Origin of the sequence: Amycolatopsis sp. ATCC 39116, from assembly GCF_000231075.2 — a bacterium.
GTDB classification, from domain to species: Bacteria; Actinomycetota; Actinomycetes; order Mycobacteriales; family Pseudonocardiaceae; genus Amycolatopsis_E; species Amycolatopsis_E tucumanensis.
The window spans coordinates 28,861-51,081 of record NZ_AFWY03000033.1; the positions used below are offsets into that span (position 1 = coordinate 28,861).

Sequence of the window (22,221 nt, forward strand, 5' to 3'; positions counted from 1 at the left end):
GGTTCGATCTCGCCTTCTGATCGACACCGGGGGGCGAGCGTTACGGGGTGCAGGCGTCCTGAGACCGATCCGCAAACAACGGTGCGACGAGGCTCACTCGGGCGTACCGGCAGGCGCCGCCTTCGAGGTAGGTCTGGCCGCCCAGGAAATCGATCCCCGCGGTGGCGGCCTTGAACGGCGGCGACCTGCGCACCACGAAATCGAGCTGGAACGTGCGCAGCACGACCAGCTCGGCGGGGTCGAACACCGGCGCGCCCGCCGGGTCGAAGGCGTACGCGACGCGCAGGTCCACCCGCACGGTCAGCTCCGCCCGGCTGGCGCCCGGGCCCACCGACATGGTCCCGTCCGTCTTCGGGCCCGCGGGCAGCAGCCGGTAGCCGTCGGCGATCACGGCCAGGTACACCGGGAAGTTCTCCGTGCGCGCCAGCACGGCCGGCTCCGCGGTCTCGCGCGCCCTGGGGGACAGGAGGCCGAGGAACCGCTCGAACCGGCGCTGCTCGATCACCTCGCGATCGACGTTGAGCGCCGCGGTCAGCTGCCGGACCTGCTCGGCGGCCGCGGCGACCTCGGCGGCGGAGAAGTCGCCGACCGGCATCGCGGCGGGCAGGCGCAGCCCGTCGATGCCGTCCGGCCACGCCGCCGCGGGCGTGGCGGCGAAGGGTGCGGCGAGGTCGACCGGCACCGCGACCGGCAACGCGGCAGGCAGGCCCGCGGCCCTGGCCGCGGACAGCACCGCCATCGGCCGGGTCGCGGGCGCCACCACCAGCGCCGCCACGCCGGCGAGGGCCAGTGTGGCCGCCGTCACCAGGGCCGTCATCAGCCGCCACGGTGCCCGCTCCGCGGGGCCGGGGATGTGCTCGTAGCCGTCCACTTCGGACCCATCGCGCCTCGCCGGAGATCGTTACCGGCCCCGGAGGAGATGCGGATGCGGCGCTGATTAGCAGGTTCGTACACTTACCGGTTGTGACGGAGAACGCCCCTGACCAGCAGCCCGCCCTCCCGGCCGCGTGGAACCCGGCCGACGAAGAAGCCGCCCTCTACCAGCGGTGGGTAGACGCGGGCTACTTCACGGCCGAGGCCGGGTCGGACAAGCCTCCGTTCACCATCGTGCTGCCGCCGCCGAACGTGACCGGCAGCCTGCACATGGGGCACGCGCTCAACCACACCCTGATGGACGTGATGACGCGCCGCCGCCGGATGCAGGGCTACGAGGTCCTCTGGCTGCCGGGCATGGACCACGCCGGCATCGCGACCCAGAACGTCGTCGAACGCGAGCTGGCCAAGTCCGGCAAGTCGCGCCACGACCTCGGTCGCGAGAAGTTCGTCGAGCGCGTCTGGGAGTGGAAGGCCGAGTACGGCGGCAAGATCCTCGGCCAGATGCGCCGCCTCGGCGACGGCGTCGACTGGTCGCGCGAGCGCTTCACCATGGACGAGGGCCTGTCCCGCGCCGTCCAGACCATGTTCAAGCGCCTCTACGACGACGGCCTCATCTACCGCGCCGAGCGCATCATCAACTGGTGCCCGCGCTGCCTCACCGCTCTGTCGGACATCGAGGTCGAACACTCCGAGGACGAGGGCGAGCTCGTCTCGATTCGTTACGGCGACGGCGAGAACTCGATCGTCGTGGCCACCACGCGCGCCGAGACGATGCTGGGTGACACCGCGGTCGCCGTCCACCCGGACGACGAGCGGTACAAGCACCTGGTCGGCACCGAGGTCGAGCTGCCGCTGACCGGCCGCCGCATCCCGATCATCGCCGACGACCACGTCGACCCCGAGTTCGGCACCGGCGCCGTCAAGGTCACCCCGGCGCACGACCCGAACGACTTCGAGATCGGCCGCCGCCACGACCTGCCGATGCCGACGATCATGGACGAGCGCGCCACGATCACCGTGCCCGGCCCATTCCAGGGTCTCGACCGGTTCGAGGCGCGCCCGGCGATCGTCGCGGCGCTGCGCGAGCAGGGCCGGATCGTCGCGGAGAAGCGCCCGTACCTGCACGCCGTCGGCCACTGCTCGCGGTGCGACACGGTCGTCGAGCCGCGGCTGTCGCTGCAGTGGTGGGTCAAGGTCGAACCGCTGGCCCGTGCGGCAGGCGACGCGGTCCGCGACGGCCGCACCAAGATCCACCCGCCGGAGCTGGAGAAGCGCTACTTCGACTGGGTCGACAACATGCACGACTGGACGATTTCGCGCCAGTTGTGGTGGGGCCACCGCATTCCGGTCTGGTACGGGCCGAACGGCGAGACGGTGTGCGTCGGGCCGGACGAGCAGCCGCCGTCCGGCGAGGGGTGGACGCAGGACCCGGACGTCCTGGACACCTGGTTCTCCTCGGGCCTGTGGCCGCTGTCCACGCTCGGCTGGCCGGAGAAGACGCCGGACCTGGCGAAGTTCTACCCGACCAGCGTCCTGTCCACCGGCTACGACATCCTGTTCTTCTGGGTCGCCCGGATGATGATGTTCGGCCTGTACGGCGGCGACGACGTCCAGCCGTTCGACCACGTCTACCTGCACGGGCTGATTCGCGACGCGCAGGGCAAGAAGATGTCGAAGTCACGCGGCAACGTCATCGACCCGCTCGACTGGATGGACAGCTACGGCGCGGACGCCACCCGGTTCACCCTGGCCCGCGGCGCGAACCCCGGTTCGGACATGGCGCTGGCCGAGGAGTGGGCCGCGGGGTCGCGCAACTTCTGCACGAAGCTGTGGAACGCCACCAAGTTCGCGCTGATGAACGGCGCCACCGTGGCGACGCCGCTGCCGCCGGCCGCGGAGCTGACCGAGGCCGACCGCTGGATCCTCGGCCGCCTCGCCGCCACGGTGTCCGAAGTGGACGAACTGCTGGAGGACTTCCAGTTCGCCAAGGCCGTCGACCGGCTCTACCACTTCACCTGGGACGAGCTGTGCGACTGGTACCTGGAGCTGGCGAAGGTCCAGATCGCCGGTGACCGGGCCGACAGCACCCGCGCGGTGCTGGGGCACGTGTTCGACACCGTGCTGCGGCTGCTGCACCCGGTGATCCCGTTCATCACCGAGAAGCTGTGGCAGGCGCTGACCGGCGGCGAGTCGATCGTCATCGCCGACTGGCCGAAGGCGGACGCCTCCTACGCCGACGCGGCCGCCGACGCCCGCATCGCCGACGTGCAGAAGCTGATCACCGAGATCCGCCGGTTCCGGTCGGACCAGGGCCTCAAGCCCGGCCAGCGCGTCGCGGCGCGCGTCAACGGCGCGGGCGTCGCGGACGTGTCGGCGCACGAGGAAGCGGTGCGCGCACTGGCGAGGCTGACCGCCCCGGAGGACGGTTTCACGGCGTCCGCCTCGGTCGAGGTGAGCCTGTCGAGCGGGAACGTGCACGTCGAGCTGGACCTGTCCGGTGCGGTCGACGTGGCGGCCGAGCGCAAACGGCTGGAGAAGGACCTGGCCGCGGCGCAGAAGGAGCTCAAGCAGACCGAGGGCAAGCTCGGCAACCAGGCGTTCCTGGACAAGGCGCCCGCCGACGTGGTCGAGAAGATCAAGGTGCGCCGGGACGCGGCGGCAGCCGACATCGAGCGGCTCACCGCGCGGCTGGCCTCGCTGCCCACGGCCTGATCACGCGGTCCGGGACGGGCTTCGCGCCCGTCCCGGCGCCGTTGTCGGCCCACGGAGCCGAGCTCGGGGCCACTTCCGCGAACGGACCGTCGGATCGCGAGCCGTGACGACGCCCGGTCGCGGGTTCGGTGGTGGCAGGGCGTGTCCAGCGGCGGCGGGTTCGTGGGCTGGGGTGGCGTCCGGTCGTGGGTTCAGGTGATGCTGTCGAGGATTTCGGCGACCGGAGGGTGCGGTCCAGCGTGGGCAGGATGAAGGTGGAGTCCGGCACCGCAGCCCCGATTCAGGCGAGGTGGCGAACCGCCAACCCGGCGTCGAACTCCGCGGGAACCTGTCGCCGGATGGCCCGCACGTAATCGGCCGTGCTCCACTCGGGGTGGCCGGTCGGGAGATCCGGCGTGGCGCAGCGGTGACCGCCAGCGGTGAGGATCGTGGTCAGCCTGTCCCAGCCCGCCGGGGACTGGGTGGCGCCGTGCGGGAAGACGAAATCCCGGCATGGCAGGACACTCACCCAGGCGCTGGTTCCCGCGCCGCGCGGAGTGGTCAGCGTCCGGTGGAGCCGTCGATCTGTTCACGCAGGATGTCGGCGTGCCCGGCGTGCCGTGCGGTCTCCTCGATCATGTGCACGAGCACCCAGCGCATCGACGGCGGGTCGGTCTCCCGCAGCGATCGCGCGCCAGGGCGGTCCAGATTCGGGCAGGCGGCGATGATCGCGTTGCAGCGCTCGACCATGGCGCGGTACTCGGCGAACAGCGTTTCGGCGGTGTCCGCCGGGCTGGGGAACGCCTCGTCGTCCCACAGTTCGACCTCTTCGCCCGCGTACGCCCACACGAACCAGTTGTGCTCGACCGCGATCAGGTGCTTCACGAGCCGCAGCAGGCTCGTGCCGGACGGGACGCCCGCGGTGCGCGCGGCCTCGTCCGCCACGCCGTGCGCCTTCCCGATGATCGCTTCCCGCAGGTAATCGAGGAAGGCCACGAGCGTCGTCTTCTCGTCCGCGTTCAGGCTGGGCGGTCGTAGATCACCCCGAGTCATCGGCTCACTCTAGGCGGGCGGGTAGACGAGGATGCTCTCGCCGCCGTCGGTGGCCGTGCCCAGGTACGCCGAGCCGGCCGCGACGCCGTCCGGGACCTTGGTGCCGTCGGGCAGCGGCGTCGCCGTGCCGGTGCTCAGGGACACGCTGACCGGCGTGTCGTCGCTGCCCGCCGTGCCGTAGGCGGTGTCCCCGCCGACCGCAGTCAGCTCGATCGCACGCCGGTCCGGGGTCTCCGCGAAGCACTGGCCCTGCCCGGTCGACAGGTCGAACGCGACGTAGCCGGCGAGCAGGTGATCGCCGGACACCACCGGTTCGAGACCGGACGGACCGTGGGCGGTGCCGCCGTCGAGGTCGCACTTCACCGAGCCGCGGACCTGTCCGGTCGCGCCGTCGTGCAGTGCCCACAACCACTCCGTGGGGTCCTCGGTCGGCCAGCCGGCGAGGACCGACCGCCCGTCGGGGGAACCGACCACCTCGTCGTTGCGGAAGCCCTCGTTCGAGCTCGCGCCGGTCGGCTTGACGTCGTCGCTGATCCACGCACCCGGCACCCAGAACGACTGGAAGCCCTGCACCAGCGGCCCGCTCGCGGTCGCCGCCACCACGGCCATCCCGTCGGTGCACGACCCGATGGCGTGCGGGCACTCCTTCGGCGGGCGCAGCCCGGCGTCGTCCTCCGGGTAGCTGGTCATGCTGCCGTCCGCGACGCGCACCACGGTCACCGTGTCCCCGTGCTCCAGGAACACCCGGCCGTCGGTCTGCGCCCAGTAGTCGCCGGACGTGACGGGCAGGCTGACCTCCCGCTCCGGCGTGACCGCCGTGCCCGACGAGTCCGTGCCGTACACGTAGAGGCGCGTGCTCCGCGCGGGCTTGTCGACGCCGTTGTCCGCGCCCGTGCCGGTAGTTGCCAGCACCGCGTACTCGCGGCCGCCGTCACTGGTCACGAACACTGTGGAGTCGAGGTCGCCCTCGGGCTCCGGCACCGGCAGGCTGCGCCACCGGACCGCCCCGGTGACGGCGTCGTGCGCGACCACGTGCACCCCGTCCGGACCGCTCGCCCGCACCAGCAACAGGCGGGCTTCCGGCGCGCCGGTCGGGCGCGCGAACTCGACGTCCTGCTCGGCGCTGATCGACCAGCCGCGGGCGGCGTCGAACTCGGCGGGAAGCGGTTCCCGCGGCGCGGACGGCGTGGCGCTGTTGGACGCGGGCGGCGCGGCTGGGTGCCCGCCGTCGGAACCACAGCCGGCGAGCACCACGACCGCGCAAGCCGCCGCCAGAACACCCGTCACCCTGTACGACACGTCACCACTCCCAGTTGATCATCGAACCGGAGCTGTGACGGGGGTGCGGCGCGAACGGTTCCGCCACCGGTCGGCGTTGGAAACGGCAAATCAGTGCAATTGCCAGGGAAGGGCACAAGGACCCTTCAGCGGTTCACTCGGAGGTGTGAAGATGGACGGACCTGTAGGTGCTCGAGTGGGGAAGACCGATGGACAGGACTCCCAGGCCGTCGGGGTGCACCGAGACCAGCCTGCACTGCCGCTGGCCCGCTTCGCCCCGTGACATCACGGCGCTGCGGTACGAGCTCGTGCGCTGGGCGCAGGACCTCGACCTCCCGGGTCACCTCGCGCACGCGATCGGTCTCGCCGGCTACGAGGCGCTGACGAACTCGGTGACCCACGCCTACCCGGAGGGCACGGACGGACCGGTCGAACTGCACGCGAGCCGGGACCACGACCTCATCGCCGTCACCGTCATCGATCGCGGCCGCTGGAAGACACCGCCGCCGGGCCGCTCGATGTCCGATGGCCGCGGGCTCCGGCTCATCCGTGGGCTGGCCGGGCACGTCGAGGTCATGGCGACCGACGAGGGCACCACGGTGTCGATGACCTGGCAGCTGCCGAACCACCTCGGGTTCGCGCGGTCAATCGCGTAGGTGCGCGTACGTCACCGCGGCGACGCCCTGCATGCCGATGAAGAACGGGTGGTAGTTCGCGGCCCACGGCTTGAGGTCCTTGCCGTTGATCCACGCCTGCCCCGGCGGGGCGCACGCGTCGTGGCCCAGTGACGGTCCGAAGGTGTCCACATAGGACGAATCACCGTCGTCGGCGACCGCCTTCGCCAGCGCCGCGTTGAGTTCTTCCTCCACGCTGTTGAGCCACGGGTAGTCACCGTCGGCGAAGGGCAGCACGTCCGGGCAGGTCCCCGACGGCGGCGCGATGCGCGGGTAGCCGATCACCAGCACCTCGGCCTCCGGCACGCGGTCGTGGATCTCGCCCAGCACCGCGGTGACGTTCGCCTGCGTCTGTGGCAGCCGCGCCTTGATCGTGTCGACGCCGTCGACGGTGAAGTGGCGCTCGCAAGGGTTGCCGGTGGGATCGGAGGCGCGCAGGCCCGGGCAGGTGCCGATGATCGTGCCGAAGACGCCGTAGTCGTTGCCCCCGATGCCGAGCGTGACCAGGTCGGTGTCCGGGCGCAGGGCGTCCAGCTGTGGCGGGTTCGGGCCGAGGATCACCTCCTGCGGGGCGACCATGTCGTGGGTGTCCGCGCCGCTGCACGAGACGTCGGTGAACGAGCCGACCCGCAAGGTGATCGCCAGCAGCGACGGGTAGTTCCCGGTCGAGCGGAGGCAGCCGACGGGGTCCAGGCGCTGCAGCGGGATCAGCGGGCCCGCCGTGTAGGAGTCGCCGAGCGCGACGTAGTGCCGGTAGCGGGGTTGGGCGGACGCGGTGAGCGTCGAGGCGAGCAACGTGCAGGCGGCGACCAGGAGGACGAACATGCTGCGGCGCATGGGTAGTTCATAGCTCCGCGCGGGTCAGCCTGCCGCCGCCATTCGGGTGGGCTCGCGTTCCGTCACCTGTCCGGGGTAATGTACAGGTATGGACAGGACTGAACAGGTCGGCTTTTCCAAGCGGCACCGCCTGGTCTCCGATCTCGCCGAGCAGATCCGGTCGGGCCGGCTGGCGCGTGGCGAGCGGCTGCCCGGGGAGCACCAGCTGGCGCAGCGGTACCAGGTGAGCCGGGGCACGGTCCGCAGCGCCCTGTCCGAACTGCAGCGGCGCGAACTGATCGCGACGGAGAGCGGCGTCGGTTCGTTCGTCACCTTCGACGGCGTCGAGCTGGACCAGACCGTCGGCTGGGCCACCGCGCTCGCCCGGTCCGGGTTCGAGATCACCACCGACCTGCTGGCGATCGAGCACGTGCGCGACGACGCACTCGCCGAGCGCTTCGGGGTCGAGTCGTTCGTCTCGATCCGCCGGTTGCGCCGCGACCAGGCCGCCGGTCCGGTGTCGCTGGAGGTCGCGCTCGTCCCGGGCACCGGCGCGCTCGCCGGGCTGCCGGAGCGGGGCCTGGTGCGCGGCTCGCTGACCGCGACGCTCGCCGACGCCGGCCTGCGCGCGGAAGGCGGTGAGCAGTGGATCGGCACCGAGGCGCTGACCCCGGAGACCGCGGCGCTGCTGGAACGTCCGGCAGGCACGCTGTTCCTTCGCGCGGTCCGCACGAGCACCGACGCGTCGGGCGGTCTCGTCGAGCACGTCGTCAGCCTCCTGGACCCGGCGCGGTTCCAGTTCCACCTCACGTTCGGCCGCCGGTGAGCGCGCGGGACCGGGCGCTCGGCGCGTTCGCCGGGCTCGCCCTCGGCGACGCGCTGGGCATGCCGACGCAGTCGATGTCGCGAACCGAGATCACCCGCCGCTACGGACGAATCGACACGCTCGTGGACGCAGTCGCCGACCAGCCGATCGCGCCCGGCATGCCGGCCGGCTCCATCACCGACGACACCGAACAGGCCCTGCTGCTGGCGCGGCTGCTCATCGACGGCGACGGCCGGATCGACCCGCTGGTGTTCGCCCGCGCACTGCTCGACTGGGAAGCCGACATGATCCGGCGCGGCTCGGCCGACCTGCTCGGCCCGTCCACGAAGCGTGCGCTGGACCTGCTCCAGTCGGGCGCGGACCCGGCCGAGGCCGGGCGTGGGGGCAGCACGAACGGCGCCGCCATGCGCATCACGCCGGTGGCGATCGCGACCCCGCCGGAGCTGGACTGCCTGCTCGACGCCGTCACCGAAGCCAGCCTCGTCACGCACAACTCCAGCCTCGGCATCGCCGCGGCCGCGGCCGTCGCGGCAGCCGTGTCCGCGGGAGTGGACGGCGCGTCGCTGCCCGAAGCGCTCGACCACGCCGAAGCGGCGGCCGCCGCCGGTGCCGGCCGCGGCGCCTGGAGCGCGGGCGGCGACATCGCGGCCCGCATCCGCTGGGCCCGCGGCTGGGTGTCCGGAATGGACTCGGCGACCCTCGCCGACGCCGTCTACCAGGTGATCGGCACCTCGGTCGCGGCGCAGGAATCGGTGGTCGCCGCGATCGCGCTGGCGCAAGCGCTGGGCGACCGGCCCGCCGACGCACTGACCCTCGCCGCCGGACTGGGCGGCGACACCGACACCGTCGCCGCGATGTGCGGCGCGATCCTCGGCGCGCAGCACGGCTTCGCCGGACTGCCCGCCGGACCGGTCGGCACCGTCCTCGCGGTCAACCGGCTGGACCTCGGCCCCGTCGTCGACGGGCTGCTGGAAATTCGTGGAAGGAAGTGACATGGCGACTGACACCGCTGTCGAGTCCCGCGCGGGTGCACTGGAGACCCGCGGCATCGAACCGGTCCCCGAGGCCGAACGCACCGGCAGGCCGGGGCAGCTGTTCTGGGTGTGGTTCGCCGCGAACATCTCCATCCTCGGTCTGCCGCTCGGCGCGACGCTGGTCGCGATCCAGGGGCTGACGTTCTGGCAGGCCGCGATCGTCGCGGTGATCGGGTCGGTCGGCTCGTTCGCGATCGTCGGCGCGGTGTCGATCGCCGGGCGGCGCGGGGGAGCGCCCGGCCTGACGTTGTCCCGCGCGGTGTTCGGCGTGCACGGCAACGCCGGGCCGACCGTGGTGTCGCTGCTGTCGCGGCTGGGCTGGGAGACGGTCAACACCACGACCGCCGCGTTCGCCCTGTTGTCCTTGTGCGCCATCGTGTTCGGCACCGCCTCGGACGCTAAGGCCGCGCCGGTGCTGACCATCGTGTGCATCGCGGTGTTCGTCGTCTGCACCGTGGTGGTGTCCGGGCTCGGGCACGCGGTGCTGGTCGCCGTGCAGCGCTGGGCGACGTGGATCTTCGGCGCGCTGAACATCGTCGTCGCGGTGAACCTGGTCGCGACCATCGACTGGAGCGCGGTCGGCGCCGCCGAGCCGGCGTCGGTGGGCGCGATGATCGCCGGGGTCGGGACGATCGCGGCGGGCACCGGCATCGGCTGGGCGAACGCCTCGGCCGACATGTCCCGCTACCAGTCGCCCGCGGTGCGGAACGGGTCGCTCGTGCTGTCCGCCGCCGCGGGCGCGGGGATCCCGCTGGTGCTCCTCATCGGTCTGGGCAGCCTGCTCTCCGCGGGCGACCCCACGCTGGCACAGGCGGACGACCCGGTCGCCGCGATCCGGTCGATGCTGCCCGCGTGGATGGCGGTCCCGTACCTGCTGGCCGCGTTCGGCGGGCTTCTGCTGTCCAACCACCTGTCGGTGTACTCCGCGGGGCTGACCACCCTGACGCTGGGCATCCGGATCAAGCGGGTGTACGCGGTGGTGGTCGACGTGATCGTCACCTTCGCCGGTGCCGCGTACTTCATGCTCGTCGCGGACAACTTCTACGGGCCGTTCATCGCGTTCATCAGCCTGCTCGCGGTGCCGATCACCGCGTGGGTCGGCGTGTTCGGCGTGGACATGCTGCGCCGCAGGCACTACGACCCGGCCGGGCTGATGGACCTGCGCCGCACCAGCGTGTACTGGTACCGGGCCGGGATCGAGCCGCGCGCGCTGCTGGCCTGGGCCGCGGGCATCGTCACCGGGTACCTGTTCACCACCGCGGGCACCGGCGAGGACGTGTGGTTCACCGGGCCGTTCGCGAACACCTGGCCGGGGCAGAACGGGCTGGGCTGGCTGATCACGCTCGTCGTGGCCGGCGGCCTGTACGGGCTGCTCGGCGGCGCGCGGACGGCGTCGAAGTGAGCAGGCTCGTCCACACCGGCCAGGTGATCGTCGACCTGGTGCTGCGGGTGCCGGACCTGCCGCGGCGCGGCGGTGACGTGCTCGCGGACGGGATGGATCTGACTCCCGGTGGCGGGTTCAACGTGATGGCCGCGGCGGCCCGCTCCGGCGCCGAGGTGGTCTACGCCGGCGCGCACGGCGCGGGCCGGTTCGGGGACGCGGTCCGGGCGGCGCTGGCGGCGGAGGGAATCGCGGTGGCGCAGGCTCCGCTGTCCGATGTGGACACCGGGGTGTGCGTGGTGCTGGTCGATGCCGGTGGTGAGCGGACGTTCGTGACCGGGACCGGCGCCGAGGGGTTGCTGGCGCCGGGCCGGCTGGACGACGTGCCGGTGGCGGCGGACGACCTGGTGTACGTCAGCGGGTACTCGCTGGCGCACCCGCCGAACCGCGCGGCGCTGGCGGCGTGGCTGCCGACCGTGCCGGCGCGGGTGCTGCTCGACCCCGGCCCGCTCGCCGCCGACCTGCCGCTGGACCTCGTGCTGCCGCACGTGGACATCCTGAGCTGCAACGCCGCGGAGGCCCGTGCACTGTCCGGAAAGGACTCGCTGACGGAGGCCGCGTCGTCGCTCGGCGGAACGGTCGTCGTCCGCGACGGCCCGGCCGGTTGCCTGCTGTCCGTGGACGGCGACGTGCGGACGATCCCGGGTTTCCCGGTGGAGCCCGTGGACACCAACGGCGCGGGCGACGCGCATTGCGGCGTGCTCGCTGCGGAGCTGTTGGCAGGGGCGGACCTTGTTGTGGCGGCTCGTCGGGCGAACGCAGCCGCCGCGATGGCCGTGCTCCGCCCCGGCCCCGCGACCGCGCCTGGCCGCCAGGAAATCGACGAGTTCCTGGCGGCTCAGCGGTAGGGCTGCGCCACTCAGGCCCGGCCGGCGAGCCCGACGCGCTCGCCGGCCGGGCCGCGCCGGCTCAGCGGTAGGCGCTCTGCGGCGGGGGCCGCGGGTCTTCTCGCGCCCGGCCGAGCGGTGCCGGGCTTGCGGTGGCTGTCGTCGGCGAACGGCGCTCAGCCCGAGTGGCGAGTTCCTCGGCGTCCACCGGGGACCGCGCGCCTTCTCGTGCCGGGCCGGCGGCACGAGAAGGCGCCCGGCCGGCGAGCCCGACGCGCTCGCCGGCCGGGCCGCGCCGGCTCAGCGGTAGGCGCTCTGCCCGGTCAGCAGCTGCCCGAGCACGAGCGTGTGGATCTCCTCCGTGCCCTCGTACGTCAGCACGCTCTCCAGGTTGTTCGCGTGCCGCAGCACCGGGTACTCCAGGCTGATCCCGTTCGCGGCCAGGATCGTGCGAGCCGTGCGGGCGATGTCGATCGCGGTGCGCACGTTGTTCAGCTTGCCGAAGCTGACCAGCTCGGGCGGCAACTCGCCGGCGTCCTTGCGGCGCCCGAGGTGCACCGCGAGCAGCATGCCCTTGTTCAGCTCCAGCGCCATCCCGACGAGCTTCTGCTGCGTCAGCTGGAACCCGCCGATCGGGCGGCCGAACTGCTCACGTGTCGACGCGTAGTCGAGTGCGGCTTCGTAGCAGGTGCGGGCCGCGCCGAGCGCGCCGAACAGGATGCCGAACCGCGCCTCCGACAGGCAGGACAGCGGCCCCTTCAGCCCGGTCACGCCGGGCAGCACCGCGTCGCCGGGCAGGCGCAGGTCGTCGAACGACAGCTCGGCCGTCGCGGACATCCGCAGCGACAGCTTGTGCTTGATCTCCCGCGCGGTGAACCCCGGCGTGTCCGTCGGCACCACGAACCCGCGCACGCCCTCGTCGGTGCGCGCCCACACCACGGCGACGTCGGCGAGGGTGCCGTTGGTGATCCACATCTTGGACCCGTTGAGGATCCAGTCGCCGCCGTCGCGCTTGGCGAACGTGCGCATGTCGCCGGGGTCGGACCCGCGGTCGGGCTCGGTGAGGCCGAAGCAGCCGATCGCCTCGCCGCGCGCCATGGCCGGCAGCCAGCGGTCCTTCTGCTCGTCCGAGCCGTACTTCCAGATCGGGAACATCGCCAGCGAGCCCTGCACGGACACGAAGCTGCGCAGCCCGCTGTCGCCCGCCTCCAGCTCCAGGCACGCCAGGCCGTACGCGGTGGCGCTGGTGCCCGCGCAGCCATACCCGGTGAGGTGCATGCCGAGCAGGCCCATCTCGCCGAGCTGCCCGACCAGGTGCCTCGGGAAGGTCGCGTCCTCGAACCACTGGCCGGCGTGGTCGGCGACCTCCTTGCGGACGAAGGTCCGCACCGTGTCCGCGATCTCGCGCTCCTCCTCGTTCAGCAGGTCGCGGATGCCGAGCAGGTCACGGGGGTCGGGCTTCGTCATGACGGCGTTCTTCCTGTGCGGGCCCGTGCCAGGGCGCGGGCGGGTGGACCGGCTTCGATCACTCCGCCGAGCAGGCAGAGCAGGGCTTCCTGCCGCCGTGGCCCGACGAGCTGGGCGCCGGCCGGGAGACCGGCGCCGGTCAGCCCGGCCGGGACCGTCAGCGCGGGATGCCCGCTGACGGAGGCTAGTGCGGTCAGCCGGTAGTAGGCGTTCTCGAGTGACTCCGCTCGCCCGCCGAGCTCGACCGTGTCGGTGTCGGCGGGCGCGGCGGTGACCGGCAGGGTGGGCATCAACAGGGCGTCGACCTCGGTGAACACCGCGTCCACCTCGCCGGCGATCTCGGCGGCGCGGGCGCGGGCGGCGTCGTAGTCGTCCCGGCTCACCTCGATGCCCGCCTTGAGCTGCCCGATCGCGCGGCCACGCAAGCCGGACGGGTCGTCCGAGTAGGCCTGCCACCACTGCTGGGCGGACTCGTACAGCATCGTCGTGAACCCGGCCGAGCGTGCGTGCCGGGCGCCCAGCGGCAGCTCGACCGGCACGATCTCCACGCCGGCCGCGCGGAGGGTGCCTGCGGCCGACTCGACCACTTCCAGCACCTCGGGGTCGATCTTGCCGCGCCACAGGTGCTCCGGCCAGCCCAGGCGCAGACCCTCGACCGTGTCCGGCGCTGGTTCGCCGTCGCCGGCCAGGATGCGGTGCACGGTGAGGCAGTCCGCCGCGGTCCGCGCGATCGGCCCGACGGTGTCCATCGACGGCACGAGCGGAGTCACCCCGCGCACCGGCACGGTGCCGTGCGTCGGCCGCAGCCCGGCGACCCCGCACAGCGCGGCCGGGATGCGGATCGAGCCCCCGGTGTCGGTGCCCAGCGCGACCGGCACGTCCCCGGTGGCCACGGCGACCGCCGAGCCGCCGCTCGAGCCGCCCGCGTCCCGGTTTGGCGCCCACGGGTTGCGGCAGCCGGGCGTGCGGACCGACCACGCCAGTTCCGGCACCGTGGTGCGAGCGACAGGGACGTAACCGGCGGCACGCAGCCGGGCGACCACTTCGGCGTCCTCGGCCGCGAGGTGGTGCCCCAGCCCGGGCGTGCCGTTGCGCGTCGTCTGGCCCGCCACGTCGAGGAAGTCCTTGACCGCGAAGGGGATTCCGGTTTCCGGTAGGGGAAAGCGCTCGACGTAGGCGCCGAAGTCGGTCGACAGCGCGCACACCTCCTCGTGCACGGGGACTTTCCCGAGAGCTTGCCCGATCAGTGTGACCCCGTCGAGGGCGCGGCGCGCGTAGTCTCGGCCACATGTGCCGAAACATCACGGTGCTCCGCGGGCTGGAGCCGTCGGCGACGGCGGAGGAGATCGAGGCCGCCGCGCGCCAGTACGTGCGCAAGGTGACCGGGGTGCAGACCCTGTCCGACGCCACGCGCGAGCCGTTCGAACGGGCGGTCGCGGAGATCGCCGAGATCACCACGCGGCTGCTCGGCGAGCTGCCCGCGCGCCGCCAGCCACCCACGACGGTCCCCCCGCTGCGGCGGCCCGAGGTGCGCGCGCGCATCGCCGCGCGTCAGGCGCGGTAGAGCAGCAGGTAGCGGAAGAACAGCAGCGGCCGCACGCTCGATCCGGGCAGCAGCCGCGCCGAGTCGCGTCGCACCTGGGTCATCGTCGTGTCCCAGTCGCGCACCGGCGCCTTCGCGACCGGATCCGGGCCGCCGTTGAGGTGCTCGCCCGCCGCCACGACCAGCCGCGCCGCCAGGTTGACCGGCGGCGCGAACAGGCCCCACATCGCCCAGTCCGCGAGCGAGCGCGGCTTGGCCAGCCCGAGCACCGCCAGCACCCCGCCCGGGTTGAGCGCCGCCCGCAGCTTCGTCACCGTCTCGAACGGCACGTGGTGCAGCGAGGCCAGGCACGAGATGAAGTCGTAGCGGCCCAGCTCCGCCGTCGTGACGTCCTCGTTCCGGTACGTGATGCCGGGGCCGAGCGCCCGCGCCGCGGCGATGACCTCCGCGGACGGGTCGATCCCCTCGACCGACAGACCCGCCGCGGCCAGCTTCCGGGTGAACCGTCCCGCGCCGCACCCCACGTCCAGCGCGGTGCGCGCCCCGGCGGGCACGTGCCGCAGCAGCAACCGGTGGTAGGCGTGGTTGTGGTCGAACGGCATGCAGCCCAACCTGCCAGTACCCGCGAAAGTAGACTCGGCCGGGTAGTCAACCCCGGCCGAAGAGGGAGAACGCGTGACATCGGGCGAGGACGAGGAGTACCCGGCGGAGCTGTCCAGCGGGGGCAACTTCGTAGCCGGGCCCCTGCCCGACGACCCGGCCGAGATCGACCCGGTCGACCTGGAGGAGATCGAGCGCCAGGCCCGCCGTGAGCTGCTGCGCGTCGAGGCCGAGCTGAACCAGCGCTGGCCGGAGACGAAGATCGAGCCGTCGCTCGACCGCATCGCCGCGCTGATGACCGTGCTGGGCGACCCGCAGAAGACCTACCCCGTCATCCACGTCGCGGGCACCAACGGCAAAGGCTCGGTCACCCGCATGATCGACGCGCTGCTGTCCCGCCTCGGGCTGCGCGTCGGCCGCTACACCAGCCCGCACCTGCAGCTGGTCACCGAGCGGATCGCCGTCGACGGCGCCCCGATCGCGGCGTCGAAGTACGTCGACATCTACCGCGACATCGCGCCCTACATCGGCATGGTGGACAACGCGGGCGGCCCGAAGATGAGCAAGTTCGAGGTGCTCACCGGCATGGCGTTCGCCGCGTTCGCGGACGCGCCGGTCGACGCCGCGGTGATCGAGACCGGCATGGGCGGCAGGTGGGACGCCACCAACGTCGCCGACGGGCAGGTCGCGGTCATCACGCCGATCGGCCTCGACCACACCGACTACCTGGGCAGCGACCTCGGCGGGATCGCCGGCGAGAAGGCCGGGATCATCAAGGCGGGCAGCGTCGCGATCCTCGCCGAGCAGGAGCCCGACGCGCAGCGCGTGCTGCTGGAGCGAACCGTCGAGGTGGACGCCACGGTCGCGCGCGCGGGCAGCGAGTTCGGTGTGCTGCGGCGCGAGATCGCGGTCGGCGGGCAGATGCTGAGCCTGCAGGGCCTCGGCGGCGTCTACGACGAGATCTTCCTGCCCCTGCACGGCGTGCACCAGGCGAACAACGCGCTGCTGGCGCTGGCCGCGGTCGAGGCGTTCTTCGGCGCGGGCAAGGACAGGCGGCTCGACATCGATGCCGTGCGCGAGGCGTTCGCGGCGGTGGAGATCCCGGGCCGCCTGGAGCCCGTGCGCGCCGCGCCGACGGTGCTGCTGGACGCGGCCCACAACCCGCACGGCGCGCGGGCGCTGGCCACCGCGATCGAGGAGGAGTTCGCGTTCCGCAGGCTGGCCGCGGTCATCGGGGTGCTCGAGGACAAGGACGTGCGCGGCGTGCTGGAGGCGCTCGAGCCGGTGGTCTCCGACGTCGTGGTCACCAAGAACAGCTCGCCCCGCGCGATGCCGCTGGACGAGCTGAACGAACTGGCGCTGGCGGTGTTCGGGGAGGACCGGGTGGTCGCCGAGCCCAGCCTGGACGCGGCGGTGGAGACCGCGGTCGCGCTGGTCGAGGAGAGCGACGGCGGCGAACCGCTGGCCGGTGGCGGTGTGCTGATCACGGGCTCCGTCGTCACGGTCGGGGACGCGCGGACGTTGTTCGGGAAGGAGCCCGCGTGAGCGAGGAGAATACGGTCCGGCCCCCGGCGAAGGACCCGATGAAGTCCTTCCGCGGCGTGATGGCCGGGACGCTGATCTGCGAGGCCATCACGGTCGGACTGGCGCTGCCGGTGATCGCGAACCTCGGCGGCGGCATCGGCACCCTCGCGGGCTGGGGGATCATCGTGATCGCCGTGCTGCACGTGCTGCTGTGCGGCGTGCTGAAGCGGCGCTGGGCGGTGCCGGCGATCCTGGTGCTGCAGGTCGCGCTGGTGGCGTACTTCGTCGACACGGTGGCGATCGGCGTCATCGGCCTGCTGTTCCTCGCGTTCTGGCTGTGGGCGCTGTGGCTGCGCAACGACGTGGCCCGGCGCATGGCCGAGGGCCGTCTGCCCAGCCAGCAGCAGTAGCGGCGATCCGAACAGAGAGCAGTGCTCTTGACAAGGGCACTCGGCCGGGTCATGCTTGTCTTCGTGAGAGCACTGCTCTCGAAATGGACAACCGATCTCGGAGGAGTGTTCCCATGAAGCGCACCGCCTGGGCCGTCGCCGGCGTCTTCCTGCTCGCGTTCGCCGTGTTCGAGGCTGTCAAGCACGGCGGCTGGACCGTCGGCGCCCTGCTGCTCGGCCTGATCGGGCCGGACCTGACGTTCCTGGCCGGGATCGGCGCGCCGCAGGCCGAGCGGGGCGTGCTGCCGCGCCGCGTGGTGCCGTTCTACAACGCCGCCCACCACTGGGCGGGTCCGGTGGTCCTGCTTGTGGTCTTCAGCTTCGTCGCGAGCCCCGCCGTCTTCACGCTCGGACTGGCCTGGCTCGCGCACATCGTCGTGGACCGCGCCTTCGGTTACGGTCTGCGCACGGCCGACGGCAGGCAGCGCGCCACCGCGTGAGTTCACCGTCCGGACAGCCGGAGTTGGCCCGTCGGCCCCCGAGCCCGCATAGAACTCCGGCATGACCGAACAGACCCGCCGCTCCGCCCTCAGAACCGGCCTCGTCGGCGCCGGTGTCCTCGCCGCAGGCGTCCTCGGCAGCCCCTTCGCGAACGCCGCCCTCGTCCGCAAGGACCGCCCCGTCCTGACGCACGGCATCCAGTCCGGCGACGTGACCCCGAACTCGGCACTGGTCTGGACCCGTGCCGACCGGCCGTCCCGCATGATCGTCGAGGTCTCCCGCGACCCGTCGTTCCGGCACGCGCGGACCGTCCGCGGCCCGCTGCTGACCCCGGACACCGGCGGCACCGGCAAGCTGCGGATCTCCGCGCTCGCGCCGGGCACCGAACTGCACTACCGGGTCACCGCGGAATCGCTCGACGGACGGGCCACCAGCGAACCGCTGACCGGCACCTTCAAGACGGCGCCGGTCGGCCGCAGCGACGTGCGCCTGACCTGGTCCGGCGACGTGGCGGGCCAGGGCTGGGGCATCAACCCGGACATCGGCGGCATGACCGCCTACGCCGCGATGCTCGCCCGCAAGCCGGACCTGTTCCTGCACAGCGGCGACACGGTCTACGCCGACGGCCCGCTCACCGAGACGGTCACGCTGCCCGACGGCCGCGTCTGGCGCAACATCGTGACCCCGGAGAAGACGAAGGTCGCCGAGACGCTCGACGAGTACCGCGGCCAGTTCGCCTACAACATGCTCGACGCGAACGTGCGCGCGTTCACCGCCGCCGTGCCCAGCTACGTCCAGTGGGACGACCACGAGGTGACCAACAACTGGTACCCCGGCGAGATCCTGGACCTGCCGCAGTACACCGAAAAGCGCGTCGACGTCCTGGCCGCGCGGGCGTTCCAGGCGTTCCACGAGTGGCAGCCGATCGACCCTCGCCGGGCGGTCGACGGCCGTGTGTACCGCAGCTTCACCTACGGCTCGCGGCTGGAGGTGTTCGTGCTGGACATGCGGACCTACAAGGACGCCAACACCGCGGACCCCACCAAGCCCGGGCAGATCCTCGGCGAGAAGCAGGCGAAGTGGCTCGTCGACGGGCTGTCCCGCAGCCGCGCGACGTGGAAGATCGTCCAGGCCGACCTGCCCATCGGGCTCGCCGTGCCGGACGGCTCCACCGGCATCGAGGGCGTGGCCAACAACCTCCCCGGCGCGCCCGCCGGCCGCGAGAGCGAAATCGCGTGGGTGCTCCGGGAACTGGCGAAGCGAAAGGTGCGCAACACCGTGTGGCTGACCGCGGACGTGCACTACACCGCGGCACACCACTATTCGCCGGACCGCGCCGCGGTCCAGGATTTCGACCCGTTCTGGGAATTCGTTTCCGGCCCGCTGCACGCCGGCGCGTTCGGCCCGAACACGCTCGACCCGACCTTCGGCCCGCAGGCCGTTTTCGTGCACGCCCCGCCCGCCGCGAACACTTCGCCGATGGCCGGTTTCCAGCACTTCGGCGAAATCAACATCGACGGCCGCTCGGGTGAGCTGCGAGTCGATCTCCGCGACGGCACGGGCGCCTCGCTTTGGTCGACCACCCTGGAACCGCAGCGCTGACCAGGCCAGTAGGCTTCGGGCAATCCGTGCACGTGATTAAGGAGAAACACAGTCGTGAGTGAACGCACGCTGGTTCTGGTCAAGCCCGACGGCGTACAGCGCGGCCTCGTCGGCGAGGTCATCTCGCGCATCGAGCGCAAGGGGCTGAAGCTGGCCGCGCTGGAGCTGCGCACCGTCGAGCGTTCGGTCGCCGAGGAGCACTACGCCGAGCACAAGGACAAGCCGTTCTTCGGCGACCTGCTGGAGTTCATCACCTCCGGCCCGGTCGTCGCGATCGCGGTGGAGGGCGTGCGGGCCATCGCGGCCTTCCGCCAGCTGGCCGGCGGCACCGACCCGGTGGAGAAGGCCACCCCGGGCACGCTGCGCGGGGACTACGGCCTGGAGACCCAGTTCAACCTGGTGCACGGCTCGGACTCGCCCGAGTCGGCCGAGCGCGAGCTGAAGCTCTGGTTCCCGGACCTCTGAGCAACCGCGGGGGCTTCCGGTGGGATTGATCCTTACCGGGAGCCCCTCGCGGGAATTACCATCTGGGGCATGACCGCCAACGAAGGCGATGTCCCGAAGTCGGTGCTGGCGCGCGGCCTGGTGTTGCTGGACGCGTTCGAACCCGCCGACGTCGAACTCTCCCTGGCCGAACTGTCCGCCCGCACGGGCCTGCCGAAGGCCACCGCCCACCGGATGATCGCCGAACTCGTCCGCTGGGGCGGGCTGGAACGTCACGGCGCCTCCTACCGGCTCGGGATGAAGCTCTTCGAACTCGGCCAGCGCGTGCCGCGGCGGCGTGAACTGCGCGAAGCGGCGTTGCCGTACCTGCAGGACCTGTACGAGGCCACGCACGAGAACATCCACCTCGCGGTGCCCGACGGCGGTCACACGTTGTTCCTGGAGAAGGTCACCGGTCACCGCTCGACCCCCATCCGCTCGCGCGTCGGCGGCCGGATGCCGGTGCACTGCACCGCGACCGGCAAGGTCTTCCTCGCGCTCGGGCCGCCGGAGTACTTCCGGCGCGTGACCGAGGCCGGGCTGGCCCGCAAGACGCCGCGCACGATCGTCGCTCCCGGGTTGCTGCGCCGCGATCTCGACCGGGCCGTGGAGCGCGGGTACGGGGTCAACCACGAGGAGGCCGAGGTCGGGGTCGCCGCGGTGGCCGCGCCGGTGTACGACCGGCGTCGCAGGCTGATCGCGGCCGTGTCGATCACCGGCAGCGCCGAGCGCCTCGACGTGGAACGGCTGGCGCCCGCGGTGCGGACCGCGGCGTCCGCGCTGACGCGGGAGCTGGCCGCGCCGTAAAACGATCGAAACTGTCGGTGCCCGGTCGTACTGTGCTGGGTGTGGACGAACCGAGCATGGTGCAGGCCAAGGCGCTGGTGAAGCGCTTCGGCGACTTCGAAGCGGTGCGGGGGATCGACGTCGAGGTCCGGCGCGGGGAGGCGTTCGGCTTCCTCGGGCCCAACGGCGCCGGGAAGTCGTCGACGATGCGGATGATCGCGTCGGTGTCGCCGCGGTCCGACGGGGACCTGAAGGTCCTCGGCATGGACCCGAACGTCGAGGGCCCCCGCATCCGCGCCCGGCTCGGTGTCGTGCCGCAGCAGGACAACCTCGACAACGAGCTGACGGTGCGGCAGAACCTGCACGTGTACGGCCGCTACTTCGGACTGTCCAGGGCGCACGTGCGCCGCAAGGCGGTCGAGCTGATGGAGTTCGCGCAGCTGTCCGACCGGGCCGAGGACGAGGTGGAGCCGTTGTCCGGCGGCATGAAACGGCGGCTGACCATCGCCCGTGCCCTGGTCAACGATCCCGAGCTGCTGCTGCTCGACGAGCCGACCACCGGGCTGGACCCGCAGGCGCGGCACCTGTTGTGGGACAGGCTGTTCCGGCTCAAGGCGCAGGGCGTCACGCTGATCATCACGACCCACTACATGGACGAAGCCGAGCAGCTGTGCGACCGGCTCGTGGTCATGGACGGCGGGCGGATCGTGGCCGAGGGCTCGCCAGCCGAGCTGATCCTGCGGTACTCCACCCGCGAGGTGGTGGAGCTGCGGTTCGCGCCGGGGGAGGAGGCGCCCGCGGACCGGGTGGCCGACCTGGCCGACCGGGTCGAGGTGCTGCCCGACCGCCTGCTGCTCTACACCGCGGCCGGCGAGTCGGCGCTGGAGCAGGTGCACCAGCGCGGGGTGCGGCCGCTGTCGTCGCTGGTGCGGCGGAGCACGCTGGAGGACGTGTTCCTGCGCCTGACCGGTCGGACGCTGGTGGACTGATGAGCGTTTCGTCGACGGGCCGGGTCGTCCCGGCGTGGCAGGGCGCGTGGTTGCGCGTCGAGGGGTACTGGGCGTGGTACCGCCGGTACTGGAAGTCCAATGTGTACTCGACCGGCCTGCAGCCGCTGTTGTTCCTGCTGGCGATGGGGCTCGGCTTCGGCTCGCAGGTGCAGGCCGGGCCGGCCACCGGCGGACTGTCCTATGTGCACTACATCGCGCCCGCGCTGCTGGTGTCGGCGGCGATGCAGAACGCGGTGGGGGAGTCGACGTACCCGGTGCTGTCCGGGTTCAAGTGGCAGAAGGACTACCTGGCCGTCACGGCGACGCCGGTCACGCCGGGGCAGGTGCTCGGCGGGCACCTGATCTGGGTGACGTTGCGGCTGTTGCTGTCCGGCGCGGTGTACGCCCTGATCGCGGTGCCGTTCGGGGCGTGGCTGAACGCCGGGGCGGTGCTGGTCGTGCTGGTCGGCGCCGTGACCGGCCTGGCGTGCGCCGCGCCGGTGACGGCCCTCGCCGCGACGACGTACGACGAGGGCGTCCGGTTCAACGCCGTGTTCCGGTTCGTGGTGATGCCGATGACGTTGTTCGCAGGGACGTTCTTCCCGATCGAGCAGATCCCGGTGGCGCTGCGCTGGCTCGCCTGGATCTCCCCGCTGTGGCACGGCAACGAACTCGCGCGGGGCGTCACCCTCGGCGGCCTGGAGCTGCTGCCCGCGCTCGGCCACCTGGCGTTCCTGGCGGCCCTGTTCACCGTGGGGGCGCTGCTGGCGCGCCACTACTTCTACCGCCGTCTGGTGGTGTGACCATGCCCGCCTGCTCCC

At 72.2% G+C, this 22,221-nt stretch carries 23 protein-coding genes; 15 read left to right on the forward strand and 8 right to left on the reverse strand.

The genetic code is table 11. The annotated features are described in order from the left end of the window. Positions 1–40: 40 nt before the first annotated feature. A complete protein-coding gene (locus tag AMY39116_RS44795; RefSeq protein ID WP_020420774.1) occupies positions 41–871 on the reverse strand; it encodes a hypothetical protein in 831 nt (276 codons plus the stop codon). A gap of 92 nt (positions 872–963) precedes the next feature. On the opposite strand from AMY39116_RS44795, the gene AMY39116_RS0327225 reads away from it, so the two are divergent. Next, positions 964–3,588, forward strand: coding sequence for a valine--tRNA ligase (locus AMY39116_RS0327225; protein ID WP_020420775.1), 2,625 nt, complete (start codon positions 964–966; stop codon positions 3,586–3,588). Between the two features lie 280 nt (positions 3,589–3,868). Here the strand turns inward: AMY39116_RS0327225 and AMY39116_RS0327230 are convergent, their stop codons facing one another. Genes AMY39116_RS0327230 through AMY39116_RS0327240 form a run of 3 tightly spaced genes read right to left on the reverse strand, consistent with a single transcriptional unit; the run spans position 3,869 to position 5,919 of the window. After that, a complete protein-coding gene (locus AMY39116_RS0327230) occupies positions 3,869–4,096 on the reverse strand; it encodes a hypothetical protein (RefSeq protein ID WP_020420776.1) in 228 nt (75 codons plus the stop codon). A 32-nt stretch (positions 4,097–4,128) separates the two neighbouring features. Next, positions 4,129–4,620, reverse strand: a complete 492-nt coding sequence (locus tag AMY39116_RS0327235) for a DinB family protein (RefSeq protein WP_051123605.1) — start codon at positions 4,618–4,620, stop codon at positions 4,129–4,131. A 9-nt stretch (positions 4,621–4,629) separates the two neighbouring features. Beyond that, complete coding sequence (locus AMY39116_RS0327240) at positions 4,630–5,919, reverse strand: hypothetical protein (protein WP_157358705.1); 1,290 nt, start codon at positions 5,917–5,919, stop codon at positions 4,630–4,632. A 188-nt stretch (positions 5,920–6,107) separates the two neighbouring features. Here AMY39116_RS0327240 and AMY39116_RS0327245 point away from each other — a divergent pair, with 188 nt between their 5' ends. Beyond that, positions 6,108–6,554, forward strand: coding sequence for an ATP-binding protein (locus AMY39116_RS0327245; protein WP_020420779.1), 447 nt, complete (start codon positions 6,108–6,110; stop codon positions 6,552–6,554). Here the strand turns inward: AMY39116_RS0327245 and AMY39116_RS0327250 are convergent. Then, the gene (locus tag AMY39116_RS0327250) at positions 6,543–7,409 is read right to left on the reverse strand and encodes an SGNH/GDSL hydrolase family protein (RefSeq protein ID WP_020420780.1); all 867 of its coding nucleotides are present in this window, start codon (positions 7,407–7,409) and stop codon (positions 6,543–6,545) included. The genes AMY39116_RS0327245 and AMY39116_RS0327250 overlap by 12 nt on opposite strands. Positions 7,410–7,497: 88 nt before the next feature. Here AMY39116_RS0327250 and AMY39116_RS0327255 point away from each other — a divergent pair, with 88 nt between their 5' ends. The 4 genes from AMY39116_RS0327255 to AMY39116_RS0327270 are packed head-to-tail and all read left to right on the forward strand — an operon-like array spanning position 7,498 to position 11,537. After that, entirely contained in the window at positions 7,498–8,214 is a 717-nt protein-coding gene (locus tag AMY39116_RS0327255; RefSeq protein WP_020420781.1) for a GntR family transcriptional regulator, read from the forward strand. Next, complete coding sequence (locus AMY39116_RS0327260) at positions 8,211–9,206, forward strand: ADP-ribosylglycohydrolase family protein (protein ID WP_020420782.1); 996 nt, start codon at positions 8,211–8,213, stop codon at positions 9,204–9,206. The genes AMY39116_RS0327255 and AMY39116_RS0327260 overlap by 4 nt, the downstream gene beginning before the upstream one ends. Position 9,207: 1 nt before the next feature. Then, on the forward strand, positions 9,208–10,650 hold the full coding sequence (locus AMY39116_RS0327265) for a cytosine permease (RefSeq protein ID WP_020420783.1): 1,443 nt from the start codon (positions 9,208–9,210) through the stop codon (positions 10,648–10,650). After that, complete coding sequence (locus tag AMY39116_RS0327270) at positions 10,647–11,537, forward strand: PfkB family carbohydrate kinase (RefSeq protein WP_020420784.1); 891 nt, start codon at positions 10,647–10,649, stop codon at positions 11,535–11,537. The genes AMY39116_RS0327265 and AMY39116_RS0327270 overlap by 4 nt, the downstream gene beginning before the upstream one ends. A 279-nt stretch (positions 11,538–11,816) precedes the next feature. On the opposite strand, the gene AMY39116_RS0327275 is transcribed toward AMY39116_RS0327270, so the two are convergent. Both AMY39116_RS0327275 and AMY39116_RS0327280 read right to left on the reverse strand, forming a co-directional pair. Beyond that, entirely contained in the window at positions 11,817–12,983 is a 1,167-nt protein-coding gene (locus tag AMY39116_RS0327275) for an acyl-CoA dehydrogenase family protein (protein WP_020420785.1), read from the reverse strand. Further along, positions 12,980–14,200 carry an amidase gene (locus AMY39116_RS0327280; protein WP_020420786.1) on the reverse strand — a complete coding sequence of 407 codons (1,221 nt, stop codon included), beginning with the start codon at positions 14,198–14,200 and terminating at the stop codon, positions 12,980–12,982. Before AMY39116_RS0327280 ends, AMY39116_RS0327275 begins: the two co-directional genes overlap by 4 nt. 71 nt (positions 14,201–14,271) lie before the next feature. Between AMY39116_RS0327280 and AMY39116_RS0327285 the strand changes: the two genes are divergently transcribed. After that, the gene (locus AMY39116_RS0327285) at positions 14,272–14,547 is read left to right on the forward strand and encodes a DUF2277 domain-containing protein (protein ID WP_017987717.1); all 276 of its coding nucleotides are present in this window, start codon (positions 14,272–14,274) and stop codon (positions 14,545–14,547) included. On the opposite strand, the gene AMY39116_RS0327290 is transcribed toward AMY39116_RS0327285, so the two are convergent. Further along, positions 14,535–15,128, reverse strand: a complete 594-nt coding sequence (locus AMY39116_RS0327290) for a bifunctional 2-polyprenyl-6-hydroxyphenol methylase/3-demethylubiquinol 3-O-methyltransferase UbiG (RefSeq protein ID WP_020420787.1) — start codon at positions 15,126–15,128, stop codon at positions 14,535–14,537. The two genes, AMY39116_RS0327285 and AMY39116_RS0327290, sit on opposite strands and share 13 nt — an antisense overlap. A gap of 73 nt (positions 15,129–15,201) precedes the next feature. On the opposite strand from AMY39116_RS0327290, the gene AMY39116_RS0327295 reads away from it, so the two are divergent. The 8 genes from AMY39116_RS0327295 to AMY39116_RS0327330 all read left to right on the forward strand — a co-directional run bounded on the left by AMY39116_RS0327295 (position 15,202) and on the right by AMY39116_RS0327330 (position 22,203). Next, on the forward strand, positions 15,202–16,671 hold the full coding sequence (locus AMY39116_RS0327295) for a folylpolyglutamate synthase/dihydrofolate synthase family protein (RefSeq protein ID WP_020420788.1): 1,470 nt from the start codon (positions 15,202–15,204) through the stop codon (positions 16,669–16,671). Further along, positions 16,668–17,060, forward strand: coding sequence for a DUF4233 domain-containing protein (locus AMY39116_RS0327300; RefSeq protein ID WP_020420789.1), 393 nt, complete (start codon positions 16,668–16,670; stop codon positions 17,058–17,060). The genes AMY39116_RS0327295 and AMY39116_RS0327300 overlap by 4 nt, the downstream gene beginning before the upstream one ends. 113 nt (positions 17,061–17,173) lie before the next feature. Next, a complete protein-coding gene (locus AMY39116_RS0327305; protein ID WP_020420790.1) occupies positions 17,174–17,539 on the forward strand; it encodes a DUF4260 family protein in 366 nt (121 codons plus the stop codon). A 61-nt stretch (positions 17,540–17,600) separates the two neighbouring features. Further along, positions 17,601–19,142 (forward strand): alkaline phosphatase, encoded by a 1,542-nt coding sequence (locus AMY39116_RS0327310; RefSeq protein WP_020420791.1) that lies wholly within the window; start codon positions 17,601–17,603, stop codon positions 19,140–19,142. A gap of 54 nt (positions 19,143–19,196) precedes the next feature. Then, a complete protein-coding gene (gene ndk / locus AMY39116_RS0327315; protein WP_017987723.1) occupies positions 19,197–19,607 on the forward strand; it encodes a nucleoside-diphosphate kinase in 411 nt (136 codons plus the stop codon). A gap of 69 nt (positions 19,608–19,676) precedes the next feature. After that, positions 19,677–20,432 (forward strand): IclR family transcriptional regulator, encoded by a 756-nt coding sequence (locus AMY39116_RS0327320; protein WP_020420792.1) that lies wholly within the window; start codon positions 19,677–19,679, stop codon positions 20,430–20,432. A 56-nt stretch (positions 20,433–20,488) separates the two neighbouring features. Beyond that, positions 20,489–21,400, forward strand: coding sequence for an ABC transporter ATP-binding protein (locus tag AMY39116_RS0327325; RefSeq protein ID WP_051123608.1), 912 nt, complete (start codon positions 20,489–20,491; stop codon positions 21,398–21,400). After that, positions 21,400–22,203 carry an ABC transporter permease gene (locus AMY39116_RS0327330; protein ID WP_020420794.1) on the forward strand — a complete coding sequence of 268 codons (804 nt, stop codon included), beginning with the start codon at positions 21,400–21,402 and terminating at the stop codon, positions 22,201–22,203. The genes AMY39116_RS0327325 and AMY39116_RS0327330 overlap by 1 nt, the downstream gene beginning before the upstream one ends. The last annotated feature ends 18 nt before the right edge of the window (positions 22,204–22,221 follow it).